This is a genomic window from Tsuneonella sp. HG094, from assembly GCF_053819285.1.
Window position 1 is genome coordinate 71,656 of record NZ_JBSORA010000001.1, and the last position, 23,617, is coordinate 95,272.

26 protein-coding genes and 1 tRNA gene are annotated in these 23,617 nt (G+C 67.3%); 18 read left to right on the forward strand and 9 right to left on the reverse strand.

Going from position 1 to position 23,617, the window contains the following annotated elements:
• Positions 1 to 106: 106 nt before the first annotated feature.
• Entirely contained in the window at positions 107 to 1,363 is a 1,257-nt protein-coding gene (locus tag ACWPMX_RS00375; protein ID WP_455698071.1) for a M48 family metallopeptidase, read from the forward strand.
• Positions 1,360 to 2,139 (forward strand): SDR family NAD(P)-dependent oxidoreductase, encoded by a 780-nt coding sequence (locus ACWPMX_RS00380; protein ID WP_455698072.1) that lies wholly within the window; start codon positions 1,360 to 1,362, stop codon positions 2,137 to 2,139. The genes ACWPMX_RS00375 and ACWPMX_RS00380 overlap by 4 nt, the downstream gene beginning before the upstream one ends.
• Here the strand turns inward: ACWPMX_RS00380 and ACWPMX_RS00385 are convergent.
• Entirely contained in the window at positions 2,097 to 3,074 is a 978-nt protein-coding gene (locus tag ACWPMX_RS00385) for a DMT family transporter (RefSeq protein ID WP_455698073.1), read from the reverse strand. The two genes, ACWPMX_RS00380 and ACWPMX_RS00385, sit on opposite strands and share 43 nt — an antisense overlap.
• The gene (locus tag ACWPMX_RS00390; protein ID WP_455698074.1) at positions 3,071 to 4,078 is read right to left on the reverse strand and encodes a threonine aldolase family protein; all 1,008 of its coding nucleotides are present in this window, start codon (positions 4,076 to 4,078) and stop codon (positions 3,071 to 3,073) included. Before ACWPMX_RS00390 ends, ACWPMX_RS00385 begins: the two co-directional genes overlap by 4 nt.
• A 54-nt stretch (positions 4,079 to 4,132) precedes the next feature.
• Here ACWPMX_RS00390 and ACWPMX_RS00395 point away from each other — a divergent pair, with 54 nt between their 5' ends.
• Positions 4,133 to 4,441, forward strand: a complete 309-nt coding sequence (locus tag ACWPMX_RS00395; RefSeq protein ID WP_455698075.1) for a GNAT family N-acetyltransferase — start codon at positions 4,133 to 4,135, stop codon at positions 4,439 to 4,441.
• Here ACWPMX_RS00395 and ACWPMX_RS00400 read toward each other — a convergent pair.
• The 3 genes from ACWPMX_RS00400 to ACWPMX_RS00410 form a co-directional block, all read right to left on the reverse strand.
• Positions 4,428 to 5,942 carry a PH domain-containing protein gene (locus tag ACWPMX_RS00400; protein WP_455698076.1) on the reverse strand — a complete coding sequence of 505 codons (1,515 nt, stop codon included), beginning with the start codon at positions 5,940 to 5,942 and terminating at the stop codon, positions 4,428 to 4,430. The genes ACWPMX_RS00395 and ACWPMX_RS00400 overlap by 14 nt on opposite strands.
• Positions 5,939 to 6,424 (reverse strand): PH domain-containing protein, encoded by a 486-nt coding sequence (locus ACWPMX_RS00405; protein ID WP_455698077.1) that lies wholly within the window; start codon positions 6,422 to 6,424, stop codon positions 5,939 to 5,941. The genes ACWPMX_RS00400 and ACWPMX_RS00405 overlap by 4 nt, the downstream gene beginning before the upstream one ends.
• A 125-nt stretch (positions 6,425 to 6,549) precedes the next feature.
• Positions 6,550 to 6,624 (reverse strand) — tRNA-Thr (locus ACWPMX_RS00410).
• Positions 6,625 to 6,742: 118 nt separating this feature from the next.
• Here ACWPMX_RS00410 and ACWPMX_RS00415 point away from each other — a divergent pair.
• Genes ACWPMX_RS00415 through ACWPMX_RS00455 form a run of 9 tightly spaced genes read left to right on the forward strand, consistent with a single transcriptional unit; the run spans position 6,743 to position 14,612 of the window.
• The gene (locus ACWPMX_RS00415) at positions 6,743 to 6,913 is read left to right on the forward strand and encodes a hypothetical protein (protein WP_455698078.1); all 171 of its coding nucleotides are present in this window, start codon (positions 6,743 to 6,745) and stop codon (positions 6,911 to 6,913) included.
• Positions 6,914 to 6,948: 35 nt separating this feature from the next.
• Positions 6,949 to 7,635 carry a 2,3-diphosphoglycerate-dependent phosphoglycerate mutase gene (gene gpmA, locus ACWPMX_RS00420; RefSeq protein WP_455698079.1) on the forward strand — a complete coding sequence of 229 codons (687 nt, stop codon included), beginning with the start codon at positions 6,949 to 6,951 and terminating at the stop codon, positions 7,633 to 7,635.
• Between the two features lie 4 nt (positions 7,636 to 7,639).
• Positions 7,640 to 8,119 (forward strand): 5-(carboxyamino)imidazole ribonucleotide mutase, encoded by a 480-nt coding sequence (purE, locus tag ACWPMX_RS00425; RefSeq protein ID WP_455698080.1) that lies wholly within the window; start codon positions 7,640 to 7,642, stop codon positions 8,117 to 8,119.
• Complete coding sequence (locus ACWPMX_RS00430) at positions 8,119 to 9,174, forward strand: 5-(carboxyamino)imidazole ribonucleotide synthase (protein ID WP_455698081.1); 1,056 nt, start codon at positions 8,119 to 8,121, stop codon at positions 9,172 to 9,174. The genes purE and ACWPMX_RS00430 overlap by 1 nt, the downstream gene beginning before the upstream one ends.
• Positions 9,159 to 9,644, forward strand: a complete 486-nt coding sequence (locus ACWPMX_RS00435; protein ID WP_455698082.1) for a dihydrofolate reductase — start codon at positions 9,159 to 9,161, stop codon at positions 9,642 to 9,644. The genes ACWPMX_RS00430 and ACWPMX_RS00435 overlap by 16 nt, the downstream gene beginning before the upstream one ends.
• Positions 9,641 to 10,567, forward strand: a complete 927-nt coding sequence (locus tag ACWPMX_RS00440) for a bifunctional riboflavin kinase/FAD synthetase (protein WP_455698083.1) — start codon at positions 9,641 to 9,643, stop codon at positions 10,565 to 10,567. The genes ACWPMX_RS00435 and ACWPMX_RS00440 overlap by 4 nt, the downstream gene beginning before the upstream one ends.
• A 48-nt stretch (positions 10,568 to 10,615) precedes the next feature.
• Positions 10,616 to 13,672 (forward strand): isoleucine--tRNA ligase, encoded by a 3,057-nt coding sequence (ileS, locus tag ACWPMX_RS00445; RefSeq protein WP_455698084.1) that lies wholly within the window; start codon positions 10,616 to 10,618, stop codon positions 13,670 to 13,672.
• Positions 13,669 to 14,205, forward strand: coding sequence for a signal peptidase II (lspA, locus tag ACWPMX_RS00450; RefSeq protein ID WP_455698085.1), 537 nt, complete (start codon positions 13,669 to 13,671; stop codon positions 14,203 to 14,205). Before ileS ends, lspA begins: the two co-directional genes overlap by 4 nt.
• Positions 14,206 to 14,210: 5 nt before the next feature.
• Positions 14,211 to 14,612 (forward strand): DUF3035 domain-containing protein, encoded by a 402-nt coding sequence (locus tag ACWPMX_RS00455; protein ID WP_455698086.1) that lies wholly within the window; start codon positions 14,211 to 14,213, stop codon positions 14,610 to 14,612.
• A 299-nt stretch (positions 14,613 to 14,911) separates the two neighbouring features.
• Here ACWPMX_RS00455 and ACWPMX_RS00460 read toward each other — a convergent pair whose 3' ends face one another.
• On the reverse strand, positions 14,912 to 16,204 hold the full coding sequence (locus tag ACWPMX_RS00460; RefSeq protein WP_455698087.1) for a hemolysin family protein: 1,293 nt from the start codon (positions 16,202 to 16,204) through the stop codon (positions 14,912 to 14,914).
• A gap of 178 nt (positions 16,205 to 16,382) precedes the next feature.
• On the opposite strand from ACWPMX_RS00460, the gene ACWPMX_RS00465 reads away from it, so the two are divergent.
• The 3 genes from ACWPMX_RS00465 (at position 16,383) to ACWPMX_RS00475 (ending at position 17,873) form a co-directional block, all read left to right on the forward strand.
• Positions 16,383 to 17,069, forward strand: a complete 687-nt coding sequence (locus ACWPMX_RS00465; protein ID WP_455698088.1) for an OmpA family protein — start codon at positions 16,383 to 16,385, stop codon at positions 17,067 to 17,069.
• A gap of 124 nt (positions 17,070 to 17,193) precedes the next feature.
• Entirely contained in the window at positions 17,194 to 17,502 is a 309-nt protein-coding gene (locus ACWPMX_RS00470; RefSeq protein WP_455698089.1) for an autorepressor SdpR family transcription factor, read from the forward strand.
• Positions 17,499 to 17,873 (forward strand): ammonium transporter, encoded by a 375-nt coding sequence (locus tag ACWPMX_RS00475; protein ID WP_455698090.1) that lies wholly within the window; start codon positions 17,499 to 17,501, stop codon positions 17,871 to 17,873. Before ACWPMX_RS00470 ends, ACWPMX_RS00475 begins: the two co-directional genes overlap by 4 nt.
• On the opposite strand, the gene ACWPMX_RS00480 is transcribed toward ACWPMX_RS00475, so the two are convergent.
• Positions 17,870 to 18,649 carry a 3'(2'),5'-bisphosphate nucleotidase CysQ gene (locus ACWPMX_RS00480; protein ID WP_455698091.1) on the reverse strand — a complete coding sequence of 260 codons (780 nt, stop codon included), beginning with the start codon at positions 18,647 to 18,649 and terminating at the stop codon, positions 17,870 to 17,872. The two genes, ACWPMX_RS00475 and ACWPMX_RS00480, sit on opposite strands and share 4 nt — an antisense overlap.
• Before the next feature lie 111 nt (positions 18,650 to 18,760).
• On the opposite strand from ACWPMX_RS00480, the gene sucC reads away from it, so the two are divergent.
• The 3 genes from sucC to ACWPMX_RS00495 all read left to right on the forward strand — a co-directional run bounded on the left by sucC (position 18,761) and on the right by ACWPMX_RS00495 (position 21,730).
• Entirely contained in the window at positions 18,761 to 19,957 is a 1,197-nt protein-coding gene (gene sucC / locus ACWPMX_RS00485; protein ID WP_455698092.1) for an ADP-forming succinate--CoA ligase subunit beta, read from the forward strand.
• Between the two features lie 66 nt (positions 19,958 to 20,023).
• Positions 20,024 to 20,776, forward strand: a complete 753-nt coding sequence (locus ACWPMX_RS00490) for an electron transfer flavoprotein subunit beta/FixA family protein (protein WP_455698093.1) — start codon at positions 20,024 to 20,026, stop codon at positions 20,774 to 20,776.
• Between the two features lie 24 nt (positions 20,777 to 20,800).
• Positions 20,801 to 21,730 (forward strand): electron transfer flavoprotein subunit alpha/FixB family protein, encoded by a 930-nt coding sequence (locus ACWPMX_RS00495; RefSeq protein WP_455698094.1) that lies wholly within the window; start codon positions 20,801 to 20,803, stop codon positions 21,728 to 21,730.
• 78 nt (positions 21,731 to 21,808) lie between these two features.
• Here the strand turns inward: ACWPMX_RS00495 and ACWPMX_RS00500 are convergent, their stop codons facing one another.
• Both ACWPMX_RS00500 and ACWPMX_RS00505 read right to left on the reverse strand, forming a co-directional pair.
• Positions 21,809 to 22,345 (reverse strand): GNAT family N-acetyltransferase, encoded by a 537-nt coding sequence (locus tag ACWPMX_RS00500; RefSeq protein ID WP_455698095.1) that lies wholly within the window; start codon positions 22,343 to 22,345, stop codon positions 21,809 to 21,811.
• Entirely contained in the window at positions 22,342 to 23,553 is a 1,212-nt protein-coding gene (locus tag ACWPMX_RS00505) for a DUF445 domain-containing protein (RefSeq protein WP_455700706.1), read from the reverse strand. Before ACWPMX_RS00505 ends, ACWPMX_RS00500 begins: the two co-directional genes overlap by 4 nt.
• Positions 23,554 to 23,617 lie beyond the last annotated feature (64 nt).

The window sequence follows — 23,617 nt, forward strand, 5'->3', positions numbered from 1 at the left end:
GCGACAACGCTGGTCGCCGCGTTCGGGGTGCCGGTCGATAGGCGGACGCGCGCAATTGACACCGTGCCGGTCCACAACGCACACCCCGCGGCAGAGGGGGACATTCATGAGCGTGTTGGACATTCTGGCGGCAACGGTCGCCAATCCGGGGTTCGACGTCGAGACCGCGACGCGGGCCTATCTCGACACGCTGCAGGGACCCGCCCGCGCGCAATCGGACGCCTATTTCGAGGGTGGCTACTGGCTGACGCTGTGGAGCACGCTGATCGCGGTGCTGGTCGATGGGCTCTTGCTGAAGTTCCGCGTCGTCGCGGCCTTTCGCGATTTCGGGGAGCGGCGGTTCAAGCGCCGCTTTCTCGTCGTCGGGCTGACCGCGCTGCTTTATACGCTGGTCGGCACGATCATCACTCTGCCGTGGACGATCTACACCGCCTTCTTCCGCGAGAAGCAGTACGGGTTGATGAGCCAGACCTTCGGCGAATGGGCGAGCGAGCAAGCCATCGCTCTGGGCATATCGCTGGTGATCGCGCCGCTCGCGATGATCGCGATCTATGCCGTGATCCGCCGCGCGCCGCGCATGTGGTGGCTGTGGGGAACGGGCCTCGTCGGGCTGTTCGCGCTGTTCGGCGCTGCGATCGCGCCGGTCTACATCGCGCCGCTGTTCAACACCTATGCCGAGCTCGAGCGAGGACCCCTGCGCACGAAAATCGAAGCGGTCGCGGCAAAGTACGCGATCCCCGCAGAGCACATCTACGTGTTCGACGCCTCCAAGCAGACCAAGCGCATCTCGGCCAACGTCTCGGGCCTCGGACCGACGATCCGCATCAGCCTGAACGACAATCTCCTCAACCGCACCAGCGAGCCAGAGATCCTCGCTGTGATGGGTCACGAGATGGGACACTACGTCCTCAATCACGTGTGGCGGAACGTGCTGTGGATGCTCGTGATATTCGGGCTGGGGTTCTTCCTGACGAGCCGGATCGCGCCGCGCCTTATCGCCCGCTACGGCGAGCGCTGGGGCGTGCGCGAGCTTGCCGATCCGGCCTCGCTGCCGGTGCTCGCGATCTGCCTGTCGCTCTACATGCTGGTCGCCACTCCCGCGATCAAGACGATGATCCGCACCGCCGAGAGCGAGGCCGATGCCTTCGGGCTCGACGCCGCGCAACAACCCGACGGCTTCGCGATGACCGCCATGCGGCTCAGCGAATATCGCAAGATCGAGCCGTCGTCGCTCGAGGAGTTCCTGTTCTACGACCACCCATCGGGCGCGACCCGCGTGCGGATGGCGATGCAGTGGAAGAAGGACCACTTGCCGGACGCGCAGGTTGTGACGCCGCCGGCCGGGTATCTCGACGACAAGTGAGCCGACTATTCGTTTTCGGGCTGGGCTACACGGCCAAGGCGATAGCGGCCGCACTGCCCGACGGCTGGACCGTGGAGGCAACGGGCAGCGATGGCGGAATCGGGTTTGAAGATGACCAAGCCGTCCGCGCGGCATTGTCGCGAGCGAGCCACGTGCTGTCGTCCGTCCCGCCCGGAGCCGACGGCGATCCGGTGCTGTCGCGATACGGTGACGGGCTGAGGGGAGGCTGGCTCGGCTACCTCTCGTCCACCGGTGTCTATGGCGACACCGGCGGCGCCTGGGTCGACGAGAGCGCGCCCACCGGAACCGGGCGCCGGACGGCGCGATCCTATGCGGATGCCCGCTGGCTGGCGCTTGGCGCGCGGGTGTTCCGCTTGCCGGGCATCTACGGCCCGGGGCGCTCGCCGTTCGATCGCATCCGCGAGGGCAAGGCGCACCGCATCGATCTGCCCGGTCAGGTCTTCAGCCGGGTTCATGTGGAGGATATCGCGGTCGGCGTGGTTGCCGCGCTGGATGCGCCGCCAGGTGCCTACAATCTCGCCGACGATCAGCCCGCGAGCGCCAACGCGGTGACCGAGGAGGCCTGCCGCCTGCTCGGCGTCGCGCCCCCGCCGCTGCAATCGATCGACGAAGCGGGCCTGTCGCCGATGGCACGCGGGTTTTACGCCGAGAATCGCCGGGTGGCGAACGGCAAGGCGAAGCGGGTGCTGGGCTGGACGCCGCGCTACCCGAGTTATCGCGAAGGACTGCGCTCGCTGCTGTCGCTCGAGGCCTGAATCCCGCCTGCCGCGACCTGCCGGGCGCGGAGCGCAATGATCATTCCGAGTGTCGCCAGTAGCGCGCCGCCGACCGCGAGCGCCGACCAGCGATAGCCCTCGAGCAGGGTCGAGATGATCATCGCGATCACGACCACGAGCACCCCGTTGTAGGCCGCGCGGCCTGCGCCGAGCTCGCGCACGAGCTGGTAGTAGAACGGGAACGTCACGACGGTGCCTACGATCGCAAGCCAGGCGGTTCCCAGCCAGTATGCCGGATCAGATGGCACCGGCGGCGGACCCGCGAACGCTGCGGCGATGCCCACGTCGATCGCCGCACCGTAGAGGATCGACCACGAAAGCAGTGTCACCAGCGAGACCGACTTCCCCGCCGGTCCAGCCTGGATCACGTTGGCGATCGATGCCGCCATCATCCCGCACAGCGCCAGTGCCGCGCCCCAGCCGACCTTACCCTCGAGCGGCGCGATCCGCGCCTCGTTGACCAGCAGCAATCCGATACCCGCCAGCGCAACCGCGCTGCCGACCAGGAATCGGCGCGTGACCTGCTGTCCGAGAAGCGCGCGGGCGAGGAGGGCGTTGGGCACGAACATCATGCCGATCAGCAGCGCGACGATCCCCGAGGTCAGGTGCGCCTCGCTCGCATAGACGAACGAGTAGTTGCCGCAGAACTGGAACAGCCCCATCGCCAGCGCCAGACCATGCGCGGCGCGCGGCATCGCCAGCGGCATCCGCATGATCAGCGCCAGCGCGAACATCGCGGGCGCCGCCAGCGCGAAGCGGTAGGCGATCGACCACTGCGCCGGGACGCCGTCGATCTGGCCGCGGATGACGTACCACGTCGATCCCCAGATCAGCGCAACGAGTACGAAGGGAATGACGATCCGCGGGCGCAGTAGTGCGTGCGGTGGTGGGTGCGGGGAGGGACTCTCGTTCACAGCGCGGCGATCGCCTGCGCCAGCGCGCTCGCCGCGTCCTCGCGGGTGTTCCACGCGGTCACGAACCTGGCGCCGTCCGCACCCCAGTCGTAGAACCCGAAGCCTTGCGCGCGCAGCGTTTCGCGCTCGGCGGGGGAGACGGTGACGAACAGCTCGTTCGCCTCGACCACGTGCTGCAGGCGGTCGCCGCAGGCACCCGCGATCTCGGCCGCGGCGGCGTTCGCGGCGCGGGCATTGGCGAGCCACAGGTCGCCGTCGAGCATCGCGAGAAGCTGCGCTGCGAGGTAGCGGCCCTTCGATTGCAGGTGGCCGCCGCGCTTGCGCCGCCACCGGGCGAGCGCCGCGCGCTCGGGATCGAAGAACACGATCGCTTCGGCGCTCATTGCGCCGTTCTTGATGCAGCCGAACGACAGCGCGTCGCACGGCCCGGCGGCCTCGGCGGGCGTGCAGCCGAGGAACGCGACCGCGTTGGCGAAGCGCGCACCGTCGACGTGGAATCCGAGCCCGCGCTCTTTCGCCAGGTCGCCCAGCGCCGCCAGCTCTTCGGGCCGATAGACCCGACCGTATTCGCTGGCCTGTGTCACCGACAGAGCGTGCGGCTGGACCCAGTGCACATCGGGCCGGATCGGGTCGATCACCGCGCGCACCGCGTCGGGCGTCACCTTCGCGCCGTCGCCATCGGCCAGCAGCAGCTTGGCGCCGTGGAGGAAGAAGCCGGGCGCCCCGCCTTCGTCCATCTCGATGTGCGCCTCGCGGTGGCAGACGACCCCGCCGTGCGGTTCGCACATCGTCGCGAGCGCGAGGCAATTGGCGGCAGTCCCGGTGGCGACCCAGACCACCCCGACCTCGCACCCGAACAGCGCGGAGAATTCCGCATCGAGGCGGCGCGAGAGCGTGTCGTTGTCGTAGGGCGCGTCGGCCTCGTCAGCGGCCTGCATCGCCGCCCACACTCGCGGGTGGACGGGGGCGGCGTTGTCGGACAGGAATTGGCGCGTGGTGCTCATTGCGGAACGCCCCTAGCGGCGCGCGCGTTCGGCGGGAAGAAGGAGACTGGCCCCATGGCGATCCACGGCATCGAAATCACCCACGAAGGCAACGAGGCACACGGGGAGTACCGCGCGATCGTGCCCGGCAGCAACGAAGTGGGGCGACTGACCTGGCGTGCCCGAGGCGACGCCCGCGTTGCCGATCATACGCTCGTTCCGCCCGAGATCGGCGGTCAGGGCGTCGCTGCCGCGCTGGTCGATGCACTGGTCCGCGATGCGCGCGAGCAGGGCTTTACCATCGTGCCGCAGTGCTCCTACGTCGATGCACAGTTCCGCCGCCACCCCGAATGGGCCGACCTGCTCGCCGCTACGCCGAGTTGAGCGCTGAGAAATCGACGCCCGCGATGCTGTCGAGGATCGCGGCGCGAATTCGTTTTGCCTCCGCGATCGGCACCGCGCCGAACGCCATCGTCCCTCCCGCAAGCCCGAGGTGCAGCGTCGCATAGCCGCCGCGCCGGGCGAGCGGGCCCTGCGTGATTTCGACCGACTGCAGTTTGACCCGGTTCGCTACGTCGACGCGCGGGGCCAGCCAGCCGTGGCGAGAGTATATTTGCCGTTCGTCGATCGCATGGCGCGCGCGGCGCCACAGGAAAGCTTGCCGCAGCGCGATGAAGGGCACGAAGGCGAGCGGGATGAGCGCAGCGAGAGGCTCGGGCGAGAACAGCAGCCCGATCGATGCGGCCAGCGGGAACAGGCCCCGGGCCACGGCCGTATCGATGAAGGCGCGTTTGGCCGGCAGTCGCCAATCGGTCTGCGGGCCAGGCAGCGCGAACCCAGAGGCCCCGGCGATCGGCGCGATCTCGCCAAGCTGCGCGAACGGAGCGACGACGTGGCTGCCCGATCCGGCGTCCTGTGCCAGGCTGACGAACTTGAGTGCGTGCCAGCCGAACCGGCGGCGAAACCAGCGAGTGCGCAACTCGACTGCCTGCACCCGGTGCGCGGGCATGACGACGTCGGTGCGGGTGAACAGGCCCCGCTGGCGGCGAAAGCCCTTGGCGGTGCGGGTAAGCGTGAAGCCCCATTCGCGAGCGAAGGTCCGCGCGAAGCCGGTTACGAATCCGACCACCGCAAGGATCGCAAGCGCGATGCAGACCGCGACCGCCTGGGCCAGCGGACCTAGCGCGGCGAGCCAGTGCCCCGGCGCGTTGAGCCGGTCCTGCCATCCGTCCCAGTCCCACAGGTCGAAGGGCAAGAACTGGTCGAACTGCTGCGCCGCGCCGAGCGCAACGGCGAAGGCGGCGAGCGAGAATTCGAACAGGCCGAATGTGAACAGGCGGCGCGGGCCCATCGCGAACAGGATTTCGCCGGCCGGTTCGACCGTGGTTGCCGCACTCTCGCCACTGACGGGAAGCGCTTCTTCACGGCGCTCGCGCACGAGTTCGCGCAAGCGCTCGCCTTCGGACAGCGGGAGCCACGCGAGCGACAGCTCGTCTTTGCCGCCCGCGCCCGTTTCGAAGGTAACCCGCGCAAGGCCGAGCAGGCGTGCGACCGGCGGCTGCTCCATGCTCACGTCATGGATACGGTCGTAGGGGACCGAGCGGGCCGAACGGCTGACGAAGCCCGTGTCGAGCCGGATGTCGTCCGGCCCTACGGTGTAGGTCAGTCGTAGCCAGCGGACGATCCCGCCGATCGCGCTGATCGCGATCGCGAGGGTCGCTATGCCTGCGACGAATCCAACGCTCGAAAACTGCTCGCGCAGCCCGTATCCGCCGGCGATCGCGGGCAGCACGGCCTTGCGGATGTCGGTCACCGCGCTCACGGCCATGCCGAGTGGCGCGGTCCGCTGGGGCGTCCCCGCGGCGCTTTTGCCGGTTTCGGTCACGGGGTTTCGCGCTTGATGTGCGCGCGAATCGCCTCGCGCATGGCGTCGGCATTGGCGGGAGCGAGACCCGGCAGCGATACGCTCGCATTGTGCGATCCGGCAGTGTGGATGATGAGCGTTGCGAGTCCGAACGCGCGTTCGAGCGGACCTTGCGTCACGTCGATGTGCTGCACCCGGCCGAACGGCACCACGGTGTCGGACCGGAACCACAGTCCGCGGACCACGCGCAACCGGTCGGCGCCCAGGTCGTACCCGCGCGCTGCGTGACGGCGCAGAGGCGTGCGGATCACGAACCACGCGGCGAGCGCCAATACGGGCGCAACGAACAGGCCGGTCGGCAGCAGGTCTGCCACCTCGAGCACGAACGAGCCGACGATGCAGGGCAGCGCGATGATCGCCGCCTGCGTCCGCAGCAGCTTCACGTGATTCGGATCGAGCGGGGTCAATCCCGCGTCTTCGACTTCGTTCTGGATTTCGTTCATCGACACGCCCCCATCGCCCGGTGCCTTAGATGGCTAACACGGTGCGCGCTGGCAAGTGCGATTCGCGGTGACTGGATGGAGCCCCAGCCCTCAAGTAGCGAAGCGGTAGGGCGACAAGAAACCGATGGTGCTGCTGGAGAGGATTGAACTCTCGGCCTCACCCTTACCAAGGGTGTGCTCTACCACTGAGCTACAGCAGCGTTACCATCGAAAGCTGCCCAGATGCGGCCGGAACGGGCCGGTGATCGGGGGAGCGGGCGCGCCTTACAGTGCGGCACTCCCTTGTCAAGCATTGCGGACCGTAGCAAGCGATCGGTCATGACCGGAAGTGCCGACAAGCCGACCCGCGAGGAACGCCTCGCCGCACAACTGCGTGCCAACCTGCATCGCCGCAAGGCGCAGTCGCGGGCGATGGGCGCGGGCACCTTGGGCGGTGCGAAGGAAGAGTTGCGCGAAGACGGCCTTTCAAACGAAGGAGAGCGCGGCTAGGGGCGGGTGCTCCCGATGCGAACCGGAGCCGCCAAGTGTCGACCCTGATCCTCATCCGCCACGGCCAGAGCCAGTGGAACCTGGAAAACCGCTTCACCGGCTGGTGGGACGTCGACCTGACCGAAAAGGGCGTGGCCGAAGCGTCTGCAGCCGGCGAGTTGCTCGCCGCAAGGGGCGTACTGCCCACGGTCGCGTTCACCTCGCTCCAGACCCGCGCGATCAAGACCCTGCACCTTGCACTCGAGGCGTGCGGGCGGCTGTGGATTCCGGAGACGAAGGACTGGCGGCTCAACGAGCGGCACTACGGCGGGCTGACCGGGCTCGACAAGGCGGAGACCGCGGCGCGCCACGGCGACGATCAGGTAAAGGTCTGGCGCCGCAGCTTCGATGTACCGCCGCCGGACATGGACGCGGGCAGCGAGTTCGACCTCTCGCAGGACCCGCGCTACGCTGGGATCGCGATCCCGAACACCGAGAGCCTCAAGCTCACCATCGAGCGCGTCCTGCCCTATTGGGAAAGCGCGATCGTGCCGCAGTTGGCGGCGGGCGAGACGGTGATCGTCGCCGCGCATGGCAATTCCTTGCGCGCGCTGGTGAAGCACCTGTCGGGCATCTCGGACGACGAAATCACGAACCTCGAGATTCCCACCGGTCAGCCGATCGTCTACGAATTCGATGCGTCGATGACCGCCGGCGAACGGCGTTACCTCAAGGACATCTAGGATCATGGCAGACGTCGCGATCGTGATGGGCAGCCAGTCCGACTGGGACACGATGAAGTGCGCCGCCGAGGTGCTCGGCGAACTGGGCGTCAGCCACGAGGCGCGGATCGTCTCGGCGCACCGCACGCCCGACCGGCTGCACGACTTCGGCAAGGGTGCGGCGGGCGAAGGTTTCAAGGTAATCGTCGCGGGCGCAGGGGGAGCGGCGCACCTCCCCGGCATGATTGCCGCGCTCACCCACTTGCCCGTGCTCGGCGTGCCGGTGAAGTCGAAGGCGCTGAAAGGCATGGATAGCCTGCTCTCGATCGTCCAGATGCCCGCCGGGGTGCCGGTTGGCACGCTCGCGATCGGCGAGGCGGGGGCGACCAACGCGGGCCTGCTCGCGGCGGCAATCCTCGCGGTGGGCGATGAAGACCTGTCGCGCCGCCTGCAGGACTGGCGCGCGGCCCGCACCGCCGCGGTGAACGAGGTGCCGCAGGGCTGATGCTCAAGCCGGGGGGGACGATCGGCATCCTGGGCGGCGGCCAGCTCGGCCGGATGCTTGCGATGTCCGCCGCGCAGCTTGGCCTGCGCTGCCACATCTACACTCCCGAACGCGACAGCGTGGCGAGCGAGGTTTCAGCCGAAACGACGGTCGCGCCGTTCACCGACGGAGCGGCGCTCGCCCGCTTTGCCGACGCCTGCAACGCGATCACCTTCGAGTGGGAGAACGTACCCACCGCACCGCTGCAGTTCCTCGGCGACCGTATCGCCCCGAACCTGCGCGCGCTCGAGATCGCGCAGGACCGGCTGCGCGAGAAACGCTTCGTCGAGGACCTGGGCGGCACGCCCGCCCCGTTCGCGCCGGTGACCTCGGCCGATGAATTCACCCGTGCAGTCGATCGCATCGGGGCGCCGGGGATCCTCAAGACCGCGCGCGACGGGTACGACGGCAAGGGCCAGTGGCGGCTCGACAGCGTGCGCGACGCCGAAGCGATCCGGCTGCCGCAGGCGCCGTGCGTCTACGAGGGGTTCGTCACCTTCGCCGCCGAGTTCTCGGTCATCCTCGTTCGCTCGGCGGCGGGCGATGTGCGGTTCTGGGATTCGACCGAGAACCGCCACGTCGGCGGTATCCTGTCGCATACGGTGTGGCCGCCGTGCGGGGCGGTGGCAGAGCAGGTCGAACCGGCCCGCGCGCTGGCCCGCAAGGTCGCCGACGCGCTCGGCTATGTCGGGGTGCTGACGCTCGAGTTCTTCGCCACCGCGACCGGTCCGGTGTTCAACGAAATGGCCCCGCGGGTCCACAACTCGGGCCACTGGACGATCGAGGGCGCGGCGACGAGCCAGTTCGAAAACCACGTCCGCGCGATCGCCGGGCTGCCGCTGGGCGACACCGCGACGATTGCCGCGCGGGTCGAGATGGACAACCTCATCAGCGACGTCTCGCAGGCCTGCGACCGGCTCGCCGATCCCGCCGCGCACCTCCACCTCTACGGCAAGGCGGAGGCGCGCGAAGGGCGCAAGATGGGCCACGTGACGCGCACATGGCACGCATCGTAACGGCGGTGCTCGCCCGCGCGGCGAACGGCACGATCGGCCACGACGGGGGCTTGCCCTGGCGGCTTCCGGCAGACCTGCGCCGGTTCAAGGCGCTGACCCTCGGCAAGCCGATGATCATGGGGCGCAGGACGTTCGAGAGCTTGCCGGGACTGCTGCCGGACCGCCGCCACATCGTGCTGACCCGCCGCACCGACTGGTCGGCGCAGGGCGCCGAGGTCGCGCACGATGCGAATGAAGCGCTCGATCTGGCTGCAGCGGGCGAGGTTTCGATCGTCGGCGGGGCGGAGGTCTACCGCCTGATGCTCCCCCACACGACGCGGATCGAGCTGACCGAGGTCCACGCCGATGTCGACGGCGATACCCACATGCCGCCCTTCGGCCCCGAATGGCGCGAGATTGCCCGCGAGGATCACCCTGCCGACGGCAATACCCCCGCCTATTCCTTCGTCACGCTGGAGCGCGCGGCGTGAGGTGGCTCGACCACCGCGAGCGGGTGCCCGATTCGCTGCGCGGGGCGATCGTCGCGCTCGGCAATTTCGACGGGTTCCATCTCGGCCACCAGGCGGTGGTCGGCGAGGCGATCCGCTGGGCGCGCGAAGACGGCCGGCCTGCCATCGTCGCGACGTTCGACCCGCATCCGGTGCGGCTGTTCAAGCCCGATGTGCCGCCGTTCCGGCTGACCACGCTGGAGCAGCGGCACGAACTCCTCGTAGCCGCCGGGGCGACGGCGATGCTGGTGCTGCACTTCGACCGCGCGCTGGCCGACACCACTGCGGAGGAGTTCGTGCGCGGCCTGGTGGGCGAGCGGATCGGTGCTGCAGGGGTGGTGACGGGCGAGGATTTCACCTTCGGCAAGGGTCGCGGCGGCAACCGCACGGTTCTCGACGCTCTCGGCGCCGAGGTGGGGATCGCTGCCCGCGCGATAGCCCCGGTGCTGGAGGGCGGCGCGCCGGTCTCGTCCAGCCGCATCCGCGAGGCACTGCAGGCGGGCGATTGCGACACCGCGACGCGGCTGATGACGCGCCCCTTCGCGATTCGCGGTATCGTCCAGCATGGCGACAAGGTCGGCCGCACGATCGGCTATCCGACCGCCAACCTGCCGCTCGAGAACTACCTGCGCCCGCGCTACGGCATCTATGCGGTGACCGGCACGGTGCTGGCGACCGGTCAGCAGCTCAAGGGCGCGGCAAACCTGGGTGTGCGGCCGACGTTCGATCCTCCCAAGGAGCTGCTCGAGCCCTATTTCTTCGACTTCGATGGCAACCTCTACGGGCAGGAGATCGAGGTCGCGTTCCACCACTTCCTGCGGCCCGAGGCGAAGTTCGACAGCCTCGACGCGCTGCAGGCGCAGATGGCGAAGGACTGCGACCTGGCGCGGGAGTTGCTGGCGTGAACCAAAAACTTTCCTACACGCTCGCCTTCCGCTAGCGGCCCTCTCGCCATGAGCGACACTGCCGATAGCAAGCGCGACTACCGCGACACCGTCTTTCTGCCGAAGACCGACTTTCCCATGAAGGCCGGCCTGCCGCAGAAGGAGCCGGGCATTGCCGCGCGCTGGGAGGCCGAAAGGCTCTACGATCGCCTGCGCGATGCGCGGCGGGGCCGCGAGAAATTCATCTTCCACGATGGCCCGCCCTACGCGAACGGCGACATGCACGTGGGCCACGCGCTGAACCACACGATCAAGGACATGGTCTGCCGCACGCAGAACCTGCTCGGCAAGGACGCGCCCTATGTGCCCGGGTGGGACTGCCACGGGCTGCCGATCGAGTGGAAGGTCGAGGAACAGTACCGCAAGGCGAAGCGCGACAAGGACGAGGTTCCGCTGCTCGAATTCCGCGCCGAGTGCCGCGCCTATGCGCAGCACTGGGTCGACGTGCAGCGCGGGCAGCTGAAGCGCCTCGGCGTGATGGCCGACTGGGACAATCCCTACCTCACCATGCAGCCCGAGAGCGAGGCGACGATCGTCGCCGAACTGCTCAAGTTCGCGGAAAGCGGCCAACTCTATCGCGGCGCCAAGCCGGTGATGTGGTCGCCTGTCGAAAAGACCGCGCTGGCCGAAGCCGAGGTCGAATACGAGGACATCACCTCGACCCAGATCGACGTGGCCTTCGAGATCGTCCAGAGCCCGATCCCCGAACTGGTCGGCGCCCATGCGGTGATCTGGACCACCACGCCGTGGACGATCCCGGTGAACCAGGCTTTGGCTTATGGGCCTGAGGTTGAGTATGTGCTGCTTTCCGTCACGGCTGACACTGTAGGCCTTGATGAGGGCGGAGATCGGCGCGTCAACGAGGTCCTCACGTCGGCAGGCTATCCTTTTAACGTCAACCGGATCGCTAAATTTCTCGTCGCGAAGGAATTGCAAACATCGTTCGCTGATCGAGTCAGAAAGGCTGCGAAAGCGCTTGATTTCGGCGGTATCGAAATCGGTGTTCAAGAATATATCGATCCATACTCTGACTTGGACGCTTCAATTCCGGGCTCCGACCTCGCCGGCACCGTCGCGCGGCACCCGATGCACCACCTCGGCGGGTTCTTCGCCGAGCCGCGGCCGTTCCTGCCGGGCGACTTCGTCACCACCGACACCGGCACCGGGCTCGTCCACATGGCGCCCGATCACGGCGAGGACGATTTCGAGCTGTGCAAGACGCACGGGATCAATCCGAAGTTCGCAGTCGAGGGCGACGGCAAGTACCGCGAGGACTGGGGCTGGCTCGGCGGGCAGGGCAGCGTCATCAACCCCAAGTTCAACGCGCCCGATGGGCCGATCTGCTCGGACCTGCGCGAGGCGGGCGCGCTGCTCGCGGCGAGCGCGGATTACAAGCACAGCTACCCGCACTCGTGGCGCTCGAAAGCCAAGGTGATCTTTCGCTGCACCCCGCAGTGGTTCGTGCCGATGGACAAAAGGATCGACCGCGATGTGCCGCGCTGCGCAGAGGAAGCGAGCATCCGCGCTGCGCAGGGCGACGGCGAGACGTTGCGAGAGATCGCCCTCGCCGAGATCGAGCGCGTGCAGTTCACCCCCGAAAAGGGCCGCAACCGCATCGGTGCGATGGTTTCCGGCCGCCCCGACTGGGTTCTCAGCCGCCAGCGCGCGTGGGGCGTGCCGATCACGCTGTTCGTCAATCGCCAGTCCGGCGACTACCTGAACGACCCGGAGGTCAACGCCGCGATCGTGGCCGCCGTGCGCGCCGAGGGGATGGACGCCTGGACCCCCGACACCGCGCACCGCTTCCTCGAGGGCAAGTACGATGCCGCCGACTGGGAGCCGGTCTCCGACATTCTCGACGTGTGGTTCGATTCGGGCTGCAGCCACGCCTATGTGCTGGAAGACGATGCGCGCTGGCCCGACCTCAAGTGGCCGGCGGACATTTACGTCGAAGGGTCGGACCAGCACCGCGGCTGGTTCCAGTCCTCGCTGCTCGAATCGTGCGCCACCCGCGGCCGCGCGCCCTACGACCGCATCCTCACCCACGGCTTCACGATGGACGCCAAGGGCATGAAGATGTCGAAGTCGCTCGGCAACACGGTCGATCCCGTGAAGGTGATGGAAGCCTACGGCGCGGACATCATCCGGCTGTGGGCGCTCTCGGTCGATTTCACCGAGGATCACCGCATCGGCGACGAGATCCTCAATGGCGTCGCCGACCAGTACCGCAAGCTGCGCAACACCTTCCGCTACCTGCTCGGCGCGCTCGACGGGTGGGACGAGGCCGAGCGGCTGCCGGTGGCCGACATGCCCGAGCTCGAGCAGTACGTGCTCGCGCTTCTGGGCGATGTCGATGCGACGCTGCGCACGGCGGTCGAGACCTACGACTTCAACACCTACGTCCGCACGCTGATCGACTTCTGCAACGAGGACCTGTCGGCGTTCTACTTCGATATCCGCAAGGATTCGCTCTATTGCGACGCCCCCGGCAGCATCAAGCGCCGCGCGGTGCGCACGGTGTTCGACACGCTGTTCCACGCGCTGGTCCGCTGGGCGGCCCCGGTGCTGGTGTTCACCGCCGAGGAAGTTTGGGCGACGCGTTTCCCCGACGGCGGAAGTGTGCACCTGCTCGAGTGGCCTGAGTTGGCGACGGTGAAAGGGATATACACGGATTGGCGTCTCATCCGCCAGACGCGCGATATCGTGAATTCGGTCTGTGAACGCCTCAAATCAGAAAAGATCATTCGATCATTCATGGAGGCGAAGGTCGAGCTAACGGTATTCGGCCACGATTTTGCGATTGCTTTGCAATCTATTGATCTAAAGGAAATTTTCCTCGTTTCCGAAGTAACTACAATAAACCGGGATTACGAGTTTGGTGATCTCGATAACCTTGTCGAGAGCGGGACGTTCATGGCTATGACAGGCGTAGGGCCTAAGCCTGGAGTCGTCGTGACAAAAGCCTCCCGCACCGAAGACCACAAGTGCGGCCGCTGTTGGCGGCTGCTGCCCGAGGTGGACGAGGACGGCGACCTGTGCGGTCGCTGTGAGGAGGTACTCGCGTGAGCTCGCTGACCCGAAACCGGCTGATCGGCCTCGCCTTCGCGGTGCTGCTGTTCGTCGCCGACCAGGCGACCAAGAGCTATGTTCTGAACGTGCTGCGGCTCGATCTCGGCCAGTCGCACTACCTGCTGCCGTTCTTCCAGTTCACGCTGACCCACAACTACGGAGTGTCGCTCGGCATGTTCACCGCGACCAGCCAGGAAATGCGCTGGGCGCTGGTGGGCCTGACCTCGCTGATCGCGGTGGTGGTGACGGTGTGGATGGTGCGCGAGCGGAAGCTTGCAGACATCGTGCCGCTGGCGATGATCCTCGGCGGCGCGCTCGGCAATATCAAGGACCGCTGGGAGTTCGGCTATGTGGTCGACTTCCTCGACCTCCACATCGGCGCGTTCCGCCCGTTCCTCATCTTCAACATCGCCGATGCCGCTATCACCATCGGCGTGCTGATCATCCTTGCCCGATCGCTCTTCGTGCGCGAAAAGGCCCCCGCCAGTGAACCGGCCGATCCGGCCCCGGACACCGCAACAGAGTTTTGATACCCATGCGCAAGATCGTTCTCGTCGCCTTTTCCTGCTCGATGCTCGCCGCGTGCGGCGGCGGTGGAATCCTCAACCGCGAGCGGCCGGACGAGTTCGCCGTACAGCGCCAGGCGCCGCTGGTCGTGCCGCCCGACTTCAGCCTGACCCCGCCCGCGCCCGGCGCGCCGCGCCCGTCCGAGGGCACCGCGTCGGAACAGGCGCTCGACGTGCTGTTCGGTGGCCCCGCCGCCCGTAGCGCAGTGGAAACCAGCGCGCTCGACCGCGCCGGCGTCGCCGAACCCGGCATCCGCACCGCAGTGGGCGATCCGCAGACCAACACGGTCGCCAAGGGCCGCGTCACCCGCGACATCATCGCCGCGCCCGAAGGCGACGGGCAGGGTGCTTCGGCCGTGATCCCCGGCTGAAGCCGGGTCTCGCAGCCTCGCTTTTTTGTTTTCCGAACGCGCCTCCGCGCGTCCGGTCCTCGGCGCTGATCCTTTCGCTTCGCTACAGGGCACCTGCGGGCGCGCGTTCGCGCTTGCGGGCTACTGGTCGTAGCCCGTGCTCTCGCGAAGCCTGACCCGACATTGGTGGCGCTAGAGCACGGCTCGCGACCAGCGAGCCGCAAGGCCGACCGGCCGCCCGCAGGTGCCGCGAACCCCGGGCTTGACCCGGGGGCAGCGAATAGCACCGAGGACGAAGGCGCGGAGGCGCCTTCGAAAAACTAAAGCCGTAAAGCCAGAACCTTGTCGATCTTGCGCCCGTCCATGTCGACGACCTCGATCCGCCAGCCCTGGTCGGCGAAGTGTTCCCCTTCGTCGGGCAGTTTCTTGAGGCTCCACAGGACATAGCCCGCGACGGTCGCGAATTCGCGGTCTTCGGGCAGGTCGATGCACAGGCGCTCGGCCATCTGGTCGACCGGAAGCGCGCCCGAGATGAGCAGCGATCCGTCGTCGCGCTCGATGATCGTGGGCGCTTCGCCAAGGTCGCTGTCGGACGCGAAGTTGCCGACGATCGCGGTGAGCAGGTCGACCGGCGTGACGATCCCTTCGAGGTGGCCGTATTCGTCGTGGACCATCGCCATCGCGACTTCGGCCTGCTGCAGGGTGCGCAGCGCATCCATCGCGTCGAGCTGGTCGGGGATCACCTCGGGCTTCTTCATCAGCGCGGCGAGGTCGACCGGCTGCCCGGCGAGCAGCACGCCGAGCACTTCGCGCACCTTGACCACGCCGAGCACCTTGTCGGGCGAGCCTTCGGCGACCGGCAGCAGCGAGTGCGGGCTCGCGTCGATTCGCGCACGCAGGTCGACTTCGGGCGCGCCGAGGTCGAGCCAGTCGAGCTCGGTCCGCGGGGTCATCAGTTCGCGCACCGGGCGATCGGCGAGGCGCACCACACCGGCGAGAATCTCGCTCTGCCCGTGCTCGATGATCCCCGAATGCGTCGCCTCGGTGAAGATCATCTGCAGCTCTTCGGCCGTCACGTGCGACTGGTTGCCCTTGCCCACGCCGAGCAGGCGGATCAGCAGGCCCGACGACGTGTCGAGCAGCCACACGACCGGCGCCGCGATCCTGGCGAGCATCGCCATCGGCCGCGCCGCGACGAGCGCGATCGGGACCGCCGCGCGCAAGGCGACCTGCTTGGGCACCAGTTCGCCCACCACGACGCTGAAGTAGGTCGTCACCGCGATCACAACCGCGAAGCCCACCTCGGGCGCGTATTCCGCGGGAACGCCGAGCGCCTGTAGCCGCTCGCCGACCGGGCCGCCGAGGCTCGAGCCCGAATACGCACCCGCGATGATGCCGACGAGGGTGATGCCGATCTGCACGGTCGACAGGAACTTGCCGGGATCGTGCGCCAGCGCGATCGCGGTCTTCGCCGCGCCGCTGCCGCGATCGGCGGCTGCCTTGAGGCGCGCGGGCTTGGCCGAAACGATCGCCAGCTCGCTCATGGCGAAGGCACCATTGAGCAGCAGCAAGCCGGCGATGATGAGGAGGTCGGTCCAGGGAAAGGGGGTCACGACGGATAGCGCTAGCACATTTGCCCGCCGGTGCCAGCGCCATCCTCTGCCAATCGAGCGGGAACGGGGGCGGCGGCAAGCCGTTGAGGGCAGCGAGGCGCGGGTTGGGCGCGTCCGTCCTCACACGCGTGCCGCCTGGCGGCAGGCCAATGATGAAACAAGGAAAAGGGGAACACCCATGCAGTTTTCGCGCAAAGTCACCGCAGGCCTCGCCTGCCTGTCGCTCGTCACGGTTTCGGCCTGTGTGACCGATCCCAACACCGGCGAGCGCAAGATTTCGCGCACCGCGATCGGCGGCGTCGGCGGCGCGCTGGCAGGCACTCTGCTCGGCGGCCTCATCGGCGGACGTACGGCGCGCATCGCGGGAGCGGTCGCGGGCGGTGCCCTCGGCGGCTACGTCGGCTACCGGATGGACCAGCAGATCAAGGAGCTGAAAGAGCAGACCGCGGGTTCGGGCGTCGACGTCTCCGAGACCGACGGTGGTCAGGCGATCCTCGTCAACCTGCCCGACGGCGTGACCTTCGCCACCGGCAGTTCGACGATCAGCCCGGGCTTCCGCACCCTGCTCGACCGCGTGGCCGGTAGCCTGCAGCAGTACCCGAACAGCCTGATCGACGTATACGGCCACACCGACACCGTCGGCTCGGCTGCGTCGAACCAGCGCCTGTCGGAACAGCGCGCCCAGTCGGTCTCGAACTACCTGATCGGCCGCGGCGTAAGCTCGGCGCGCATCCGCTGGATGGGCTTCGGCGAAACGCAGCTCAAGGTTGCGACCGGCGACAACGTCAACGAACCGATGAACCGCCGCGTCGAGATCAAGATCATCCCGGTGAGCCAGCAGGAAGCCAACGCCGCAGGCAACTGATCCGTTATCCCTTGTGGTCGCACACGGAAGGCCGGCTCCAGCGATGGGGCCGGCCTTTTCGTTCGCAATCGGGCAAATACCAACAGGACTTGACTCAATTCGATAATTAGCTAAATGTCTAATTATGTCGACTGTCTTCAAGGCCCTGTCCGATCCGAACCGGCGTCAGGTTTTGCAATTGCTGCGGCGAGGTCCTCTATCCGCAGGTGAAATCAGCGCGCATTTCGACGTGTCGAAGCCGACGATGTCGGCGCATTTTGCAGTCCTGCGCGATGCCGACCTGGTGCATGTCGAGCGGGACGGCAAGTCGATGATCTATCATCTCAAACTGTCGGTTCTGGAGGATGCCTTGCTGGGCTTCGTCCAGACTTTCGGCGGTGAACCCGGCGGTTCCCCGCAGGACGCTGCGACACTTGCGGAGAAAAGCGAATGAACACCGAAATTCGAAGCAGCCTTGTCTGGGGTGCTGGCATTATCGGCTTGGCACTGATCGCCAGTGGTGCGCAGAGTGCCGGAGCGATCGCAACAGAGACGTCGACCCGTATAGTGCTCGCTGCGATCGGACTGATGGTGGCGTGGTATGGTAACCGGATGCCCAAGGCATTCCTGCCCGACACCGCTGCGCGCCGGATAGCGCGTGTGGGTGGCTGGGCCATGGCGATCAGCGGTCTTGTAAACGCTGCGTTCTACGCCTTCGCCGATCTCGATGTCGCGATCGTTGGCGGCACTGCCGCGATCGCAGCGGGAATGGCAATAATGATAGGCTATTGCCTGGCCACGCGGCGCGGCTTGCCTTCGACCTAGCCTGCGATTTCCTGCGCCCGGTCGGCCAGGCGCTCGACCGCCGCAACGTGGATGCCGGGCGCGCTGATGAGCAGGCCGAACGCGCGCGGGTCGCGCTTGTTGTATACGAGGGGGCGGCCGAAGGCGTCGGTCGTTTCGGCCCCGGCCTCGCGGGCGATCAACGCGGCGGCGCCGATGTCCCATTCCCAACCCCAGCGCAGCGTGGCGAGGAGATCCGCCTTGTTCGCCGCGACCATCGCCGCGCGCAGGGCGATCGAGTTGGGCTTGTCGACGATGGCGAGGTCGCGGTCCTCCTTGGGCAAGGCGTCGGTCGGCACGCGGGCACCGGGGAACTCCCTCCGCTGCGATGCGACCAGCCGCTCGCCGTTGCGCCATGCGCCCTGTCCCGCGATCGCGCTCCAAAATTCACCCCGAGCCGGAGCCGCGAGGAAGCCCATGAGCGGTCGTCCGCCGCTGATGAGCGCGACCGATACCGCCCAGCCGGTGCGCCCGCGGATGAAATCGCGGGTGCCGTCGACCGGATCGACCAGCCATATGAGGTGCCGGCCGAGCCGGGTGAAATCGTCCGCGGTCTCCTCGCTCAGCCAGCCGGCGGCCGGGAGCAGCATCCCCAGTTCGCGCTTGAGGAAGGCGTCGACCGCGATATCCGCCGCGCAGACCGGGTTGTTGGGACTCTTTTCCCACGCCTCGAGCGTGTGCCCCGCGCCGGGCCACATGCCGTGGGCGATGCGGCCCGCTTCGCGAACCAGTTCCTCGAGGCGAGCGGCGTCTATCATGCGGCACAGAACATCTTGCGGCATTGCCGGGCGCGCACGGTCTTTTCAAGCGCAGCGAACCATGCTTAGGCCCGCTCCAACTCCCCCGTATCAGGAAAGCTGCACCCCGCGATGAACATCCACGAATACCAAGCCAAGGACCTCCTCGCCAAGTACGGTCTTCCGATCCCCGCCGGCATCCCGGCGCTGAGCGTCGAAGAAGCGGTCTCGGCCGCGAAGCAGCTTCCCGGGCCACTGTGGGTGGTCAAGGCGCAGATCCACGCGGGCGGTCGCGGCAAGGGCAAGTTCAAGGAACTGGGCGCCGATGCCAAGGGCGGCGTGCGCCTTGCCAAGTCGATCGAGGATGTCGAGGCGAACGCCAAGGACATGCTCGGCAACACGCTGGTGACGATCCAGACGGGCGATGCGGGCAAGCAGGTCAACCGCCTCTACGTCACCGACGGTGTCGATATCGGCAAGGAATACTACCTCTCGCTGGTCGTCGATCGCGCCACCGGCCGCGTCGCGATGATCGCCTCGACCGAAGGCGGGATGAGCATCGAGGACGTCGCGCACGAGACGCCCGAGAAGATCACCACGATCGTAATCGACCCCGCCGAAGGCTTTATGCCCCACCACGGCCGCGCGCTCGCCTTCGGCCTCAAGCTGACGGGTGACCTCAACAAGCAGGCCCAGAAGCTCGGCGGCCAGCTTTACGCCGCGTTCATGGCGCTCGATTGCGAGATGCTCGAGATCAACCCGCTCGCCGAATCGGACGGCAAGCTGGTGATCCTCGACGCGAAGATGAGCTTCGATTCTAACGCGCTCTACCGCCACCCCGACGTGATGGCGTTGCGCGACGAGACCGAGGAAGACCCGGCCGAGATCGAGGCGTCGAAGTACGACCTCGCCTACATCAAGCTCGACGGCAACATCGGCTGCATGGTCAACGGTGCGGGCCTCGCCATGGCGACGATGGACATCATCAAGCTCAATGGCGCGTTCCCGGCCAACTTCCTCGACGTCGGTGGCGGCGCCTCGAAGGAAAAGGTCACCGCGGCGTTCAAGATAATCCTCAAGGACCCGGCGGTCGAGGGCATCCTCGTCAATATCTTCGGCGGGATCATGAAGTGCGACATCATCGCCGACGGCATCGTCGCCGCGGCGAAGGATGTGAACCTGTCGGTTCCGCTGGTCGTGCGCCTCGAAGGCACCAACGTGCAGCAGGGCAAGGACATCCTGGCCAACAGCGGCCTGCCGATCGTTGCCGCCGACGACCTGGGCGACGCGGCGCGCAAGATCGTCGCCGAGGTCAAGAAGGCGGCGTGATTGACGTTAACGTAAAGTCTCGATAAGCGGCGCCGCGTAAGCGTCGGCAACGAAGGAATGGATGCCATGAAGATCCTCGTCCCCGTGAAGCGGGTGATCGACTACAACGTGAAGCCGCGGGTGAAGGCCGACGGCAGCGGGGTCGATCTCTCCAACGTCAAGATGAGCATGAACCCGTTCGACGAGATCGCGGTCGAGGAAGCGCTCCGCCTGAAGGAGAAGGGCGCCGCGACCGAGGTCGTCGCGGTGTCGGTCGGACCGGCCAAGGCCACCGAGACGCTGCGCACCGCGCTGGCGATGGGCGCGGACCGCGCGATCCACGTCGCGGTCGACGACGGCGTCGAGGTCGAGCCGCTGGCGGTCGCCAAGATTCTCAAGGGCATCGCCGATGCCGAGGCCCCTGGCCTCGTGATCCTCGGTAAGCAGGCGATCGACGACGATTCGAACCAGACTGGCCAGATGCTCGCCGCGCTGATGGACCGTCCGCAGGGCACCTTCGCCAACACCGTCTCGGTCGAAGGCGACAAGGTCGTCGTGAAGCGCGAGATCGACGGCGGTCTCGAGACGGTGTCGCTTGCGATGCCCGCGATCGTCACCACCGACCTGCGCCTCAACGAGCCGCGCTACGCCTCGCTGCCCAATATCATGAAGGCGAAGTCGAAGCCGCTCGATGCGAAGACCCCCGCCGATTACGGCGTCGACGTGACCCCGCGGCTCAAGACCGTGAAGGTATCCGAACCGCCGGTGCGCAGCGCGGGCGTGAAGGTCGCCGACGTCGACGAACTGGTCGCCAAGCTCAAAGCGCTTGGCATCGCCTGAGCCGGAACGGAAGGAATAGACGCAATGAAGACTCTCGTTCTGGTCGAACACGACAACGCTTCGGTGAAGGACGCCACACTGGCGGTCGTCACCGCCGCCGCGAAGCTCGGCGAAGTGCACCTGCTCGTCGCCGGCAAGGGCTGCGCGGGCGTGGCAGATGCCGCCGCGAAGATCGCGGGCGTGGGCAAGGTCCACCTCGCCGACGATGCCGCCTACGAGCACCAGCTGCCCGAGAACGTCGCGCCGCTCGTCGCGGGCCTGATGGAGACGCACGATGCGTTCCTCGCACCCGCCACCACCACCGGCAAGAACATCGCCCCGCGCGTCGCGGCGCTGCTCGACGTGATGCAGATCTCCGAGATCATCGGGATCGAGGGCGACAAGACGTTCACGCGTCCGATCTACGCCGGCAATGCGATCGCCACGGTCGAGAGCTCCGACCCCAAGCTCGTCATTACCGTGCGTGGCACCGCGTTCGACAAGGCGGCGAGCGAAGGCGGCTCGGGCACCGTCGAGGCGGTTTCCGGCAAGGGCGACGCGGGCACCAGCAGCTTCGTCGGCAGCGAACTCGCCAAGAGCGAACGGCCCGAGCTGACCAGCGCCAAGGTGATCGTGTCGGGCGGCCGCGCGCTCAAGGACGCGGACACGTTCAAGGACGTGATCTTCCCGCTGGCCGACAAGCTGGGCGCAGGCGTCGGCGCGAGCCGTGCGGCGGTCGATGCGGGCTACGTCCCCAACGACTTCCAGGTCGGCCAGACCGGCAAGATCGTGGCTCCCGAAGTCTACATCGCGGTCGGCATCTCGGGCGCGATCCAGCACCTTGCGGGCATGAAGGATTCCAAGACCATCATCGCCATCAACAAGGACGAGGACGCCCCGATCTTCCAGGTCGCCGACATCGGCCTGGTGGGCGACCTGTTCAAGCTGGTACCAGAGCTCACCGAGAAGCTCTGAGCGCCGCCGCCCCGGTGGACGAGCGCAAGGTCCATGGGCGGGCGGCAACGCTGCGACGGAATGACTGGACTCCTGCTGTCAGGCGTGGGCTGAAGGCCGGCTGAAGAGCCGTACCTCCGCCCCGTCGGGCATTTCCGTCAGGCGCGTGGGGGCGAACCCCAGCTTGCCCGCGAGCGCGATCGACGGCGCATTGCGCGGTTCGATCATGCAGACGACCTCGCGCGGGCCATGTTCGCGATCGAACCATGCAAGCGCGGCCTCCATCGCTTCGCGCGCCACGCCCATGCCGACCGTCGCCGACCCCAGGATCCACCCCGCCTCCGGACGGTCATCGAAATCCTCACCGAGGCCGCGATAGGAGTGGAATACGCCGCAGTTGCCGATCACCGCGGACTGCCCCTTCCAGCGCACCATGAAGCTGCCGTAACCGTGCAGGAACCAGCTCCCCGCGCCGCGCTGGAAGCGAATGAAGTGATCGGCGCGGCTGGACATCGGCCCCAGGAAGCGATGGGTTTCCGGCTCCTGGATGATCGCGAACATCTGCGGCTCGTCGGCGATGGCGGGCCGCCACAGCTCGAGTCGCTCGGTCACGAGAAACGGGTCTGAATCGCTCACAGCAGGGCGTCGACGGCGTGGATCGTAACGCCGACGAGGCCGCCGACGAGGGTGCCGTTCATGCGGATGAACTGGAGGTCGCGGCCGACCGCGCTCTCGATCCGGTCGGTCACCGTGCGCGCGTCCCAGCGGCGGACGGTTTCGGACACGAGGCGCACGATCTGCCCGCCGTAACGCGTCGCCACGCCCACGGCGGTGCGCCGGGCGAGGCGATTGACCTGGAGCTGCATCCGCGCGTCCTGCTGCAGGACCTTGCCCATCTCGGCGAGGCTCTCGGAGAGTTGCCCGCCAATGCCGCCGCCGGGCTCGCGCGCGGTCTTGATCAGGGCGGTACGGATGCGCTCCCACACGCCGAGCCACCACTTGCCGACGACCGGGTTGTCGAGCAGTTCGTTCTTCACCCGCTCGATCCTGGCGCGGGTCTCCTCGTCGTGAAGCAGGTCATGCGCGAACTGGGCCAGTCCTTCGTCGAGCTTGCCGCGCAAGGGATGATCGGGATCGACCAGCACCTCGGCCAACAGCTTGTAGAGACCGTCGAGCACGGAATTCGCGAGCTTCTCGTCGAGGCCGGTCCACCTAACGAGACCGTTGGCCTTGTCGTGGATCATCGACCGGATCATGTTTTCGTTCGCCTCGATCGTCAGGCCGGCCCAACGGATCGCCGAATCGATCAGCGGCAGGTGGCGGCGATCGGCGATCGCGGCGGTGAGCAACTGGCCGAGCAGGGGGGCGACCTCGACCCGCGCGGCGAGGTTCTTGAGGCCGCCGCGAACCTGCGTACCGAGCCGTTCGGGATCGAGCGATTCAAGGAATTCGGCGATGAGTTCGCCCGCGCCCGCGCGCAGCCGCGCTCCGGTCTCGCCGCCCGACGGCGCCGCGAGGTAGTCTCCCACCGCTTTGGCGAGGTTCATGTCCTGCATCCGCCGCGCGACGACCGCGGGGGTGAGGAAGTTATCCTGCAGGAACGCCGCCATGGTATCGGCGATGCGATCCTTGTTCTCGGGGATGATCGCGGTGTGCGGGATCGGCAGGCCGAGCGGGCGGCGGAACAGCGCGGTGACCGCGAACCAGTCGGCAAGTCCGCCGACCATCGCTGCCTCGGCAAAGGCGCGGACATAGCCCACCGATGGATGCAGGCCGAGGTACTGCCCGGTCAGCACATACAACCCGGCCATCGCCACCAGCAGTCCGGTGGCGGTGCGGCGCATGGTGCGCGCGCGGTCGGGTTGTGTGCGGATGGCCCCCATGCGTCCCGAACGCGCCGGAAGCGTG